The 14,430-nt window shown below is 27.5% G+C and carries 9 protein-coding genes; all 9 read left to right on the forward strand.

Going from position 1 to position 14,430, the window contains the following annotated elements; all coding sequences use genetic code 4:
- The first annotated feature begins 303 nt into the window (after positions 1 to 303).
- Positions 304 to 1,170 (forward strand): MAG4940 family membrane protein, encoded by an 867-nt coding sequence (locus NMG68_RS00080; RefSeq protein WP_255034676.1) that lies wholly within the window; start codon positions 304 to 306, stop codon positions 1,168 to 1,170.
- Positions 1,157 to 3,433: an MSC_0775 family lipoprotein gene (locus NMG68_RS00085; protein ID WP_255034677.1), complete on the forward strand. Its 2,277-nt coding sequence runs from the start codon at positions 1,157 to 1,159 to the stop codon at positions 3,431 to 3,433. Before NMG68_RS00080 ends, NMG68_RS00085 begins: the two co-directional genes overlap by 14 nt.
- A 195-nt stretch (positions 3,434 to 3,628) precedes the next feature.
- Entirely contained in the window at positions 3,629 to 7,714 is a 4,086-nt protein-coding gene (locus NMG68_RS00090; protein WP_255034678.1) for an ABC transporter permease, read from the forward strand.
- 74 nt (positions 7,715 to 7,788) lie between these two features.
- Positions 7,789 to 8,298, forward strand: coding sequence for a hypothetical protein (locus NMG68_RS00095; protein WP_255034679.1), 510 nt, complete (start codon positions 7,789 to 7,791; stop codon positions 8,296 to 8,298).
- A gap of 211 nt (positions 8,299 to 8,509) precedes the next feature.
- Complete coding sequence (locus NMG68_RS00100) at positions 8,510 to 9,127, forward strand: hypothetical protein (RefSeq protein ID WP_255034680.1); 618 nt, start codon at positions 8,510 to 8,512, stop codon at positions 9,125 to 9,127.
- Between the two features lie 429 nt (positions 9,128 to 9,556).
- A complete protein-coding gene (locus NMG68_RS00105) occupies positions 9,557 to 10,126 on the forward strand; it encodes a hypothetical protein (RefSeq protein ID WP_255034681.1) in 570 nt (189 codons plus the stop codon).
- A 346-nt stretch (positions 10,127 to 10,472) separates the two neighbouring features.
- Positions 10,473 to 11,870 (forward strand): putative cysteine peptidase, encoded by a 1,398-nt coding sequence (locus NMG68_RS00110; RefSeq protein WP_255034682.1) that lies wholly within the window; start codon positions 10,473 to 10,475, stop codon positions 11,868 to 11,870.
- The gene (locus NMG68_RS00115) at positions 11,849 to 12,463 is read left to right on the forward strand and encodes a hypothetical protein (RefSeq protein ID WP_255034683.1); all 615 of its coding nucleotides are present in this window, start codon (positions 11,849 to 11,851) and stop codon (positions 12,461 to 12,463) included. The genes NMG68_RS00110 and NMG68_RS00115 overlap by 22 nt, the downstream gene beginning before the upstream one ends.
- A gap of 321 nt (positions 12,464 to 12,784) precedes the next feature.
- Positions 12,785 to 14,278, forward strand: a complete 1,494-nt coding sequence (locus NMG68_RS00120) for an ABC transporter ATP-binding protein (protein ID WP_255034684.1) — start codon at positions 12,785 to 12,787, stop codon at positions 14,276 to 14,278.
- The last annotated feature ends 152 nt before the right edge of the window (positions 14,279 to 14,430 follow it).

Genomic DNA, 14,430 nt, shown 5'->3' on the forward strand with positions numbered 1-14,430 from the left:
TTTATGTCGTTTTTAATAAGTAATTAAATACTTGTGGTTCTACATTTATAGAATTAATTTAATTATAAATATATTTTTATCTTTTGAGAAAAATTATATGTTTTGGATTGAACTAATAAGTTAATTAATATCCTTAATAATTGAACAAAATAAGGATAATTGATAGTGCAACCAGATTTTTTAAATATTGGTTTAAAATACCTGTCTTTTATCAATAAAGGTATATAATATAGCTCAACATAAATTTATATATATAAATTTAATGTTGTTTCATATCTAAAAACACCTTTTAAAGGGACTAAAATGAGAAGTTTAAATATTCTTACAAAGTCATGGGATTATGGAACAGCCATTACTGAATTTGGAGCAAATTTTGTTTTAAGTTTTTTGATTTTATTTGTCTTTTTAATTATTAAGAGCAAGAAGATTGAAAATAAGTTAGTTGTTTCTACCATGTTTGTTTTGGTGGTATTCATTAGCGTGATAGCTACCTGAGCATGATCTAGAATCCTTACAGATTCTTTTCCAATTGTGTATTTGAATCCAGTAAATGTTGTGTTTGACGCAATCGTGCAAATGATCAACTTGAAGAATTCTAAGACAAGTAATTGAAGTGATTCATTAACTGGGCTAGGTTATATATTGCCTATGCAACTTGCTGGAATCTTAGCTGGTTTTGTTTGCTTTTTTATTTTTTATTTGATTGTTACAAAAAGCAGACAAACATATCTTACCAATGTAGCTTTTAATCAAATTCTTTTCAAGAATTCTGAAGAAAAAACTAGTCATTATGCTTTCAAGGATCTATTGTTTATAGTTATCTATACTTCAGTTATTCCGTTGATTGCTGTGATTAATCCAGTATCTTCAGGGCTTAGAAGAATTGATTATTTATTAATTACGACGTTAGTGCTGTTTGTTATCATATACCTATCTTCTTTTTTTAATTTCTATACGTTTGATATTTTCTTATCATTTGGGTTTTCTTTATTTTCAACAATCTTTTTATTAATGGATAAAACTCAAGATAAACAAGAAGTTAAAAAAGAACTTAAGAAAACGTGATTACATTTTGCTATCTCTTTTGTAATCACGTTTGTAGTAGCAATTGTTATTGCATTCATTATTTATCAAATATTTATTCAAGGAAAACACCGTGTTACCATCTAGAAAATTTAAGAAACTATTCAAAGCATTAAGAATTGGTGTGCTTGCATTCATTCCAATTACAACCATTGCTTTAAATAGTTGTTATAACGAAAAAACAAAGGTTATATCAACCCCTGTATCATCTATGGATGATAATAATCCTTCTGATAGCCAACCAGTTACACCAGTTAATCAAAAGTTTGGTATCAACCTAGCTAGTTTTAGCAAACTAGATAATGCTACTAACTTATTAAAATGAAAGAATCCTGAATCTAAAACTTCTGAAATGGAAATAGGTAATATTCTCAAGAACAAATTTCTTGAGAATAATCTAGAAATCAAAGTTGATGATATTAAGAATATCTTAATGAAGGACTATAAGGTAGATCAAAGTGATCTAGATAAATATAGTTTCTCAATTAAATATAATGAAGTTTTTTATGATCGTAACGATCCAGATCGATTGATCGTTCCGATTCAGCTTTTAAAAGAAGTTGTTATCAATAACAAACTAACATTATACCAAGGGCATGTTTATAAGTTTGTTATGGAAGGGTTTAAGCATGATAAGAAGTATGAGAGATTTGAAGGTTACAAAGCTAAACTTCAAGAATTCAAAACAGATCATCCGATAGTTTCGATCAATATTGGTGAAACAAGTATTGGGGATTTATTGTTTGCGTCAGAAGCTGCACTTAAGAAGTTGTCAATTGATTTTAAGGATTTTGAAGAAAGGAGGCTTTATCAAAAAATATCTGATGAAGAGAAGATAAGTAAGGCTAATAAATACAGATCAACTAAAAAAGCAGAATCTGTATACAGCGCATTTGTTAAAAGTGTAAGTATCTCTAACGACCTTAAAAAACTGCACTTTGTAGTTAGATTAGCTTATGGTTTTAGTTCTTATCAATGAAGCAATGACTTTAATTCTTACGGAGAAGATATTAGTTTTGATCAAGATATAACTAAAGCATTAACTGCTGATGATTATAAGAAAATCTCCTTAAGTTATTTAGATATAAATCTTAGGGATTTTTCACCAGTAACTAACTATGATTTTGTTAATTTTGATGCTAAAGATTTCTATCCTTTTTCTAAAAATAAAGATCTAATTACTTTTAAGATTAATGAAACAAGTAATGTTTCAATTGAAAACAAAAACGCTGAGTTTAGACTTAAAACAACTTCTTCTATTGATCAACTTAATAATCTAGATTTAGATACAACTTATGGTGTTAAAAAACACGTAAATATATTTGCAGATCCAGAGATTACTGATTCTAATAAAACATATAACTTACATATTGGCTTACTTACACAAAACCAACTTTCTAAAATAACTACTGATCTATATACTTACTTAAATAATACTAGTGTAATCAGTGGAGGTTATGGTGAAATCAGAGGATTTTATGCTGGTAAAAAAACTCCTGCACAACTTCACCTTGGTGAAGACGTACTAGTTAAAGCGCATTCATTATTAAAAGCACCAGTTAAATCTGAAGTAATCAACGTGTTTGAAAGAAGAACTAATAAAGTTGGTGAAGGTGTTGGTACATCTGTTATCCTTAGAATAAAATCTGAAGATTTAAAAAATGCTGTTGATAAAAATACTTACGAAGACTATTTTGCATCATCTAAATACATCTATGTAGAAATAATTCACTTAGATGCTGAATTAACAAGACAACAATTAAATAATGTTCTTAACAAGAGAGGTGAAGTTAATAGACAATTAACTTGAACTCCTAAAACTGGTAATAGAGATTGATACCTTGATATTAGCCCGTCAAATCCAATTCCATTAGAACCTAATGATACTTTTGCAGTGGTTGCCGAATCTGACAATAACGGTGGATGAATGCCGCATGCTCACATTGATCTTTTGAGAGATAGCATGTTGATTGATGATCCTAATGGTTATGTTTATTCTAACGATACAAATCACTATTTTTCAGAAAGAAATATTGATAGAATAAACAGTCCTTCTACTAAACCATTCATACAAGTTCCAGGTGTTGTTTTAAAAGCTAAAGATACAGCATACTACAAAACGGATGCTAATGGTAATGAAATAACTGAAAAAGTAGAAAATAAACAATCTAAAGTTCTTGTTAAAGGCGATGAATTCATCAACCAAAACATCAATATAGAAGAATATGAAACTAGAGGTCTACTAGACCCAAGCTTATTATTCGCTTTCAAAGACGAAAACACATATATTGCTAGATTAAGAGACTTTTTTAAAGACTCATACCCAACAGAACTAGATCTGCAAGATTAATAAAACATAAAGATATAAGATATAAATAAAGAAGTTGTTGCCATCCCAACAACTTCTTTTTATATTGCTATTCTTATAAAACTAATGGATATAATTAAAGCCTTATTAATCTTGGATTAATACCTTTAAAAAGTCTTGAAAATACAATTTGTTATAATCCATTAATAGTAATTTGCTTTTAGTTACTTAGATTTAGTGTTTAATTTAATTAAGAGTGTTATTAGATCATTTAAGAAAGCTAAAGTAGCTTTAATAAGCTTAACGTTTTTAATCTTTTTATCATCGTTAACTTATTCTTTACTTGATAACACAAATAAGAATTTAGAAAGTTCATATGCCCTTGTTAATCAACAAGGGGATGCTGCTGACTTAGTGATTAATGAAAAGTATGATTTTGGTACATTACAATACGATTCAGAACCATCGGTAATCGGTCAAAATCCAGATCTTTCAAATACCAGTAAAGTAAGAATCTATTTATCCCAGGAATCAATAACTCCTTATTTAAACAACATTATTAAGAATGATAAGGATAATACTTATTCTAAGTTAATTAATTACGAACTTAACTTAAGCAGCAACCTTAACAACGAACAAAAAATCGGGATTGTGCAAAGCGAACTACTAGCCGCTTCTAATCGTTTAAGACAAAAACTAGAAACCGATCCAAATGCCAAGATTGACAAACTCTTAAACGATAAGAATATCAATTTTGAGCGCTATGAATCTTTAGATGTAAGTGAAGGTAATCTTCAAAAAAAGATTATTCGCAACAACAATAACTACAAAGTAAATAAACTTGTATTATACGAAGGTCAAAAGATTAGTGACTTTAGGTATGATTATTATGAAATCGTTGATAAGTTTATTAAATTAAAAAATGAATTTAATAAACTTCCCAACAATGAAAAAAGAAAATTAATAACTAGCAACGAAGATCTTAAAAAGATCTTGGAAACATTATTAAAAGGTGTTGATGAGCAAAGCGCTGATGCCAACTTATTAAAGTTTGTTCAAGCAGCTAAAAAAGTAAGCGGTAACAATAAACTTGATGATAGTGATTATGCTAGAATAGAAGAATTTATTGATACAGAAACCAACCCAATAAACAATAATTGAAGCTTAAATTTTCAATGGAAATATCAGATAGTTCCATTAAGTATTAGATTAATTAATCCAACAAGTTACTTTGCGATCGCAGCTCCTGGTAACTGAAAGTTTGATCAATTAAAAGATCATAAACAGATCTTTACTAATCAAAATGTTATTCAAGAATTGTTATCTCTTAATGGTGAAGCTTTCATTAATAAATTCAATAAGATTGAAGATAAATACAAGATCCAAATAGATCAGACAAAATATCTAATCCTAGGAGTAGGTATTACGCCTGATTTAATTTATCCAATTTATAGTTTTACGAATTTTATCCCTAACCCTGCCAATCAGAGATTGTATTATGTTAATGATCTTGGATATTCTAGATTAAGAGAAGCTTTTAGTACTAACCCGATAGAAACTAATATTGTTGCACGATTTGCCGATCGTGATCTAACAAGAGAACAACAAAAAGTCATTCTTGATGAAATCAATCAATGAGCTTCAATTAACATGTCATGGCCACCTAACTTAAAGGCGGCATACTTTTCAGATGATCTATCTAATATTTTAAACTTATCAGCAGCTAGAACTAATTTCATTCCTTCATTATTAAATACGATTCAAAAAACATCATTAATGCTAACAGCTATTATCATATTGTTAGCATTAATGGTAGGTATCTTAATAGTTAAAAACTATATTGAAAAAAACCGACAAACGCTAGGGATTTTGTTAGCCAATGGATTTAATAAAACTAAGATCAATTTATCAATGGCGATCTTTAGTTTTATTCCATCTTTAATCGGTGGTATCGTTGGTTATACTTTAGGATACATCTTACAGCAAGTAGCTATTAATGCTTTTAGTAGTTTCTGATTTATACCAGTAGAACTAAGAAAGTTTAGTGCAACAGCACTATTAACAGCTTTCTTCTTACCAGTATTAATTTTTGGTATTACCAGTTTTTTAGTGTCAGCTTACTTAATGCGTAAAAATGTTGTTGATTCACTTAAGAATGATAGTGAATACAAAGTAAGTAAGTTATCGGTTTATATTAAAAAACCGATAAGCATGATGTCTGTAATGGATCGGTTCAGAATATCCATAGCTTTTAACTCAATGTGAAAGCTATTTATATTATGTTTATTATCATCAGCCACTATGCTTGTATTAATTTTTTCATTATCGACTATTAATGTTTATGAAAAAGCTAAGAACAACACGTTTGATGCTAATAACTATAAATATTATGTTGATTTGGCTACGCCAACTCAACAATCAGGTTTAATAAAATATCAAGAATTTAAAGATCTAGGTAAAACTGATGAAATCTTACCAGGTTGGGAAAATCAATCAGATTACTTCTTAGCAAATTCTAGAACTGATAAGAATCAAGCGGGTTGAGCTAACCTACATATTGTTGGTTTGAGTGATATTATTGATCAGAATTCTAAAATTACATACCTTAAGAACTATGTTCAATCCAAAATAGGTTTGGACTACTTAATAGGGATCGGAATATTAAGTGCCAACCCTTGAAGTTTATCAAGTTCATTAATGCCTTCTAATCAGGCGGCCGCTTCAGAAAAATCTAATCAGATTTTTTTAAGAACAATAGCTAATCATGAGTATCCAAAGTTAAAAACTTTGGATGACAACGATCCTAGCTATTACATTAAGTTGGTGTATAACCCTCAACTTAATAGAGCTGTTTATGCAATAAATGAAAAGCAAGCTTTAAGTGGTGGTGTGTTGAAACCTGAGTTTATTCATTTCTTAATTCAACAATTTGAAAACATAGCTAACAATACCTATGATTTGATCGATTACAAGATTACTTATAACCTTATAGGTTTAGATCAAAAAACTATTGGTGATAGCAAAAACAAACAATCGCCTAAATATGCATACACAAGAATTGATGTAAGGACCAAGGATGATAAAAAATTAGAAATCAAAGGAATTAAGAATTGAATTAACACCACAGATATCAAAGAAGTTGATAAACAAAACTACCTAGGACCGATTCTGTATAATGATGATAAAGTCATCATTAATCAAGAGTTGTTTAAGAAATATGATTTTAATCCAATAATCATTAATTCTTATGTAGCTAAAAGTAATGACTGAGACGTGGGTGATGAAATCGAGTTTATGATTACCAACCGCGTTGATCGAATATCAGATAAACTAAACATTATTGATCATGATCAATATGTTAAGAATCAAAATGTAAAATTTAAAATAATCGGGATTTCTAGCTCTGCTAGAGATAATGAAATATATACTTCTTATGATTTAGCAAATAAACTCCTTGGATTTAGTGACTTTGAAATACAACAGCAATTGCCTTTTAATGGTTATTATTCAGATGATCTAGATGCGTTTGAAAAATCGACTCCATTGTTTTCGGAATCAGGATTGTTCCCATCTACTTCTAATTTTTCAGATGATAATAAGCAATTACAAAAAATTATTAAGAACAGTATTAAGAATTTTGAATCAAGTCTTAAACCAGTTGTTCGTTATGAAGATCTATCATCTAGTAAAAAAGCACATGTAAAAGATTATAAGGCTTTGTTGGTTGCCTTAGGTGAAGTTAAGAATATTGATGATAACAACTTCCATAAATGGACGTTGTTAAAAGACACCGATCAAGATGTTGTTAAATACATCAAGAAATTAGTTAATGTTTATGGTTCTTTACCATACAACACGATGATTAATTACTTGTATAATAGTAGTTCTAACAAGACGATATTTGAAAACATATCTAAGACATCATTAACAATTCAAAATGTAATTATATCTATGATTGTACCGATTGTTACCTTGATTGTTATCTTGATTTCTAATATGTTGATTGATGAACTTAAGAAGATTGCGATCAGAATGAAAGCCCTAGGGTTTTCTGATCGCTCAATCATCTTATCATTCTTATCAATTTATATCCCTGTGTTTATCTTTGGGTTACTAGTAAGTGGTCCACTTTCATTAATTCTGGTTAACATATATAATTTAATTATCTTGAAATCCGCCTCGATAGCATTGTTTACAACCATTAACTTTGGACATGTTATAGGTGCTTTATTAGGTGTTATGGGGATTTTCTCAATATCATTCTTTACGAATTGATTTACCCTTAAAAAAATGAAGATAGCTCAAGAGATAAAAAACTATTAGACTTAGTTTTTTATCATTTATTACTTTTACTTATTTATTAATAATAATTTTTATATATACAGGAAAATACAGGCTTGAAGAATAACAATTTAAAACCATTATCTAGATATGAATTTAATAAAAAAGCTAAGTTAGAATTCATAGCTTCTAACTTAGAACTTACCAACCAAAAACTAAGTGATCATACTGGGTTGAATATCAGAACAGTTCAAAGATATAAAAAACATATTAAACAAAATAATGGTTTGCATTTCAAAATATCACATGGAAATAAGAATCAAAACAGAACTAAAAAGATAACCGATCAAGAGATCCAAAAGATCTATAAAGATTATCTTAATTGCTGCAAGCAATTAAGTAATTCTAAGCAATCAACTAAAAACTTAAATATCCTGGAATACTATAACTTATATCTTGGTTCTGATTACAAAACCAAGATCTCATACCATTATTTAATTCAAAGATTAAACAACCTAGGATTAAGATCTGTTTATCGAATAAAAACTAAACCTAATACTAAAAGTAAATGTAATAAAAACATTAGTTTATCTATTAAGGTTATAGAAAACCAAATTAATGAATAGAGAATAATTATCTATCTATTGTTTTGAATAAAACCAAAAGATTTATTCAAAACATTTTTTATATTTGGTTAATACCTAAAATTGGTTAGTTTTGTATGAAACTAATCATTTTAGATCAAAAATTTTATGTATGACAAAATTTACCTTAATTAGAAATAAAATAGGTTTATAATAAAAATACTAATAAAGATTAATTGAGGTTATCTTAACCATGGATCGTGCTAAATTTTTAAAAATTTCATCCTTTATGGGATATGCGGTTATTATACTTTTCTTGTTTGTTGTTATGCCTGTGTATCTTAGTATTATCTTCAATTTAATAAAGGTTAATAATCTATTTGTTCATGATTTTTCTTCAACTCTTACTACTGTTTCAATTACTAAGTTACGTTTAACTAGTTTTATAGATAATTACGTTGCCACCTTAGTAATATCTTTATTTTTCATAATTTACAACTTAATTTACTTAAGAAAAAACAAGAATACTTGATTAGCTAGTCTTTTTCCGTTCTGTTTTAAAGAATTAAAAACTTCTAGCACTTTTGCTTATAAGATGAAACCTGGTTCTTATTGAACTCTTTACACTTTTTTAATCTTATCTATTTTAGCGATAGCATTATATCAACTACACTGAAACGTTGCAACTAGTTCTAATTTAATTGTTGTAACTATGATTAATATTATTTTTCTTGTCGTTATTTGCTGCCCATTAATTTCGTTTATTATTATCATAACAACCTCAGATTACAAAACAGCCAAATTAAACAAATCTAATTCCATTGAAACAAAAACTAACGATCGTTCTATGAACGTTAATAATAACAAATAAAGACAATTATTAATCGCGCTATAAGCATTAATTTCTAATTACGAAATTAATGCTTATTTGTTGTTTATAGTAACCAACTTTTAGATATTTTAATGAGGTTGTTATAGCTTTATCTTTTATTTTGATAATTAAGCTTGATTAATATGAAACTTATAAAAAGTCATAATTTATCTTTTATTGCCGATCGATTTTAATGCTAATAGTCTAAAAACTATGTTTCATTTAATTAATAATATTTATAGAAAAATTAATTATTTTAGATTAAAAATTTTATGTATGACAAAATTTACCTTAATTAGAAATAAAATAGGCGTATAATAAAAATAATAATAAAAAACAATTGAGGTTATCTTAACGATGGATCGCGCTAAATTTTTAAAATGTTCGTCTTTTTTAGCATACACGCTAATTGTATTTTTCTTAATTGTTATGGTACCTTTGTATATCAATATTATTCTAGATTGAACAAAGGTTTCAGCGAAATTCAGCATAGATACTCCAGAATATATAAACAAAGGTTTGTCAGGTGATAATTTACTTATAGCTAGATTTATAGAAAATTACGTTGGTTCTTTAGTAATATCTTTATTTTTCATAATTTACAACTTAATTTATTTAAGAAAAAACAATAATACTTGATTAGCAAGTTTTTTCCCGTTCTGTTTTAAAGAATTAAAAACTTCTAATACTTTTGCTTATAAGATGAAGCCTGGTTCTTATTGAACTCTTTACACTTTTATAATCTTATTTATTTTAGCTTTAATGGGTTTCCAACTATTCACAATCATTGCGGTTGACTATAGATTAATTATTCCGATGATGATTAATATTATTTTTCTAATCGTTACTTCTTGATCATTATTCTCGTTAATTGTTATTATAACAACCTCAGATTACAAAACAGCAAAATTGAACAAGTCTACTTTTATTGAAATGAAAACTGATATTGAAATTAAAACCGAATCTAATTGTTCAGTAAATGCTGGTATCAATAAATAAAGATAATTATTAATCTCACTATAAGCATTAATTTCTCTAACGAAATTAATGCTTTTTTTGTTGTTTGTCATAACCTGATTTTTAGATATTTTAATGAGATTGTTATGGCCTTATCTTTTTATTTTATTAATTAAGCTTGATTAATATGAAACTTATAAAAAATCATAATTTATCTTTATTGTTCCTTGGTTTTAATGTTGATAGATAAAAATTATGTTTCATTTAGTTGATGATATTTATGAAACTAATTATTCTAAATTAAAAATTCTATGTATGACAAAATTTACATTAATTAGAAATAAAATAGGCGTATAATAAAAGAACAAATAATATAGGACATAACATTGTGAAATCCAAAATAACTAAAATCGCCTTAGCGATATCAACAGCCAGTCTAGGTGTAACAGCCTTACCATCAATATCTACAAGTAGCTCAAATGCTAATGAAGGTTTTAAAAATGAGACTGAATTAAAAGAGTTTTTAATTGATTCAGAAGTTGGTCGATTGATTAGAATAAGCAACAACTATCAATCATTAAAAGTTGTTAAAGAAATTAAAGATATAAAAGGTAATGAATATTTACTTATAGGAACTGATAATTTATTCTCAATAGTAGATACTAATCTTTATATATCGAATGAAATTCATCAAGAAAAAATCAATGATGAATGATTAAAATATGATTTATATTACAGTAAATCGTTTGGCTTACTTAAAAGAATTAATGAGAATAAATTCTTAAGTTTGTATTCTAATAATGAAATATCTAAAGATGACTTATCTTTAGCAGATCAACCATTAGAAATAGATAATATAAGTGAATTTAAAGAAAAACAACTTGCTAAACGTGATAAAGAAATTAAATATAAATGATTTAGATCAAGACAAGCTAATATAATTTTCGATAAAAACAATACTCCTTACAATTATGATGGTCGCTTCTCGGTCAGTCATACAGTTCCATATGCTTGATGATTTGCTACGCGAAATAATCATGAATCAGCTGGATACATGGATTTGACTTATGTTGGAGTATCTGATAATGATAAAGCCGGTTTATGTGAATATGTCGCCTTGAGTCAAATATTGTTATATAACCACTTATTCGTTGACGGATCTATATTTACTGATTATGAATATAATAAATATATAAAAGATGCGAATGAATGAACTAAAGAACACTGAGAAGATACATCTCCTGTATTTAGAAATCTTTATAGAGGAGCGCAATATACTGATTCGCTGACCTATAAATTGTATGAATTGGGTGGAGAAGAATCAAATTTAAAGACTACAATCATTTACGGCAAAATGTTTGATAGTTTCAATCTAAAAGAAAGAAATTCTTGAGTCGGTTATGGTAGCATAGCGGGTTACTACAAAGCTTGACAATCAGTTAGAAGAGGGATTCCTGTAATTCTAGGAGCTGCTCCTATTCGTTTACCAAATAATTCTAATAATTGATTTGATCATGCATACTTAATGTATGGTTATGATGATTCATCAGATATGTTTTTAGGTTCTATGTGTTGAGGTCGATTTAATTCCAATAGATTCCTTTACTCTTACTATAATAATTGTTGAGGATCATATTATTACACTATTGAAAGTACTAAACAAAAGAAAGATAGAAAACAACCAAAAGCATTTAAATATAAAAACAACTGATACACTGGTAATGAAATTAATAACTTTATTATGAATGGAGAGAAATTTCAACCATGGATCGTGCTAAATTTTTAAAAATTTCATCCTTTATAGCGTATGCAACTATCATACTTTCTTTATGTGCTGTATTGACTACGTATATTATTATTCTCGGTCCGATAAAGATTATTTCGAATAATCCAGAATATTCAAAAGATCGAACCTATGCAAGTTCTAATTTACATATAATTACCTTTGTACAGAATTACATTGGTACCTTAGTAATATCTTTGTTTTTTCTAATATACAACTTAATTTATTTAAGAAAAAACAAGAATACTTGATTAGCTAGTCTTTTCCCGTTCTGTTTTAAAGATTTAAAGACATCTACTACTTTTGCTTATAAAATGAAGCCTGGTTCTTATTGAACTCTTTACACTTTTATAATCTTGTCTATTTTGCCAATATCAGGTTTTCAACTATTCTTAAATCTTGTAGCTGATGTTAATAAATACATAGTTCTAACTCCGATTAGTTATGCATTTCTTATCATTACATGTTGATCAGTAATTTCATTTATTATTATCGTAACATCATCAGATTACAAAACAGCACGTCTAAACAGTCTTAGTGTTTCTAAATTTGAAATGAATACCGATAGTTCAATAAACGCTAGCATTAATAAATAAACACAATTATTAATCTAATTACAAGCATTAATTTCTCCTAACGAAATTAATGCTTTTTTTATTTTTTGTACCCTATACCCAACTTGGTTAAGTAATAAATTAATGAGATTAATTTATAATTTTTCTTATAAAAATTAACTTTTATGTAAGTATCTATTGCGATAATGCTTTATTGCTTGATAAACCATTATCGCAAAACAAAAGCAAACAAAACACTCAATCTTATTAGATAAGTAACAATAAAGCTAATAATCCTTATAGATCTTATGATCAAGGATTATTAGCAATCTTATTGTGCTAAATTTATAATTATATAGTTATATGTCAAATTTACAAATAACCAAACATATTAAAGAAGCAACTATTGCTAACGATCTAGAATACCTTAAAATCGACTGGGAACAACCAGTAGTATATGTTGTTTATAACTTTGGTGAATTTAACAATATCTATAATTCTTATATTGGAAATGTCATCTACTACATAAGACAAAGAACAGAAAAAATCTGTTCTTTGCGCCCTAACTTTAAAGTTAATGTTAATAGTTTTTGTAATAACTTACAGTATTTAAAACAAAACCTTGACCAAACTTATGGGAAGATGTTTTATTTCTACAATTTCCAAACCAAGCAAGAACAATACCTTATTAAGAAATTCGTAGACCATGTTAATGAGATAACTAATCAATTAATCTTTATGATTAATGATTATATCTACGAACTTAAACAAAAGAACCGAACGGTTGAAAGAAAAAAACAAGCTAATTCTCAAGAAGAATACGAAAGTATTCTTAATGAAGAATCTTCAATCATGATTAATTATTTCAAGAAACTAGAAAACAACGTTTCAGACGATGCTTATCTAGGGGATAATTGAATCAAGAAAACCGAAGTATCAATCAAACAAAGAGAACAAAAGATAAAAGACTTTTTTAAGATCTTAAATCTTAAAAAATATGAGACTGTAAATTTACCTAATATTTATAAAAAAATAGATAAGTTCAAACAGAACTTAGAAACAGCTTTTTGGAACCTAGAAGTAAGTAAAGTATCAATTCTTAATAAACCTCATAAAGTAAAAGAGGTAATTCCTACTAAGAGTGATTATGTTATAGATCTTAAGAATGTAACTAAATATTATTCAAATGGCGTAACTACTACTAAGGTATTAAAGAATGTAAACCTACAAATTCCTTGAGGAGAATTTGTAGTTATCCTAGGTCCTTCTGGTAGTGGTAAAACAACATTATTAAATATTATCTCAGGAATGGATCGAGCTAGCAGTGGAACTACTTTTGTGGCTAATAAGAACCTTATTGGTTTTAGCGATACCCAACTAACCAGATTTAGACAAGAAAACATCGGTTATATTTTCCAACAATATGGATTATTACCCAATCTCAATGTTAAAGAAAACATTGAGATTGGTTCGTTCCTGCAAAGAGATGCTTCTAAAAGAGCTGATATTGACCAATTACTTAAAAGTATTGGGATGTATGAGCAACGTAATAAGTTGCCTACTGAACTATCTGGCGGACAACAACAAAGAGTGTCGATCGCTAGAGCGATCGCTAAAAACCCTACAATAATCTTTGGTGATGAACCTACTGGAGCATTGGATGAAGAAATGACTCAAGTAGTTCTAGAAGAGTTTGTAAATATTAATAAGAAAAATAAAACAACTTTAATAATAGTTACACATAACCCATTGATTGCTGATATAGCAACAATGGTTATAAGAGTAGGTGACGGAACAATTAAATCAGTTGTTAGAAATGAAAATCCTAAGACTGTAAGAGAAATTAATTGAAGCTAATTAGTTAAAATTAAGAAATTAGCGATTTTTATTTATAAATAAAAATTTGATAATTGTTTTTCGGACAAAATTTTAAAAAATCATCAAATTTTTCTTTATTTACTATTTTTTTAATATATATTTAAGGCATAATTAATGATTTGCTGTTATTA

This window comes from Mycoplasma bradburyae (assembly GCF_024338845.1).
Taxonomy (GTDB): domain Bacteria; phylum Bacillota_I; class Bacilli_A; order Mycoplasmatales; family Mycoplasmoidaceae; genus Mycoplasmoides; species Mycoplasmoides bradburyae.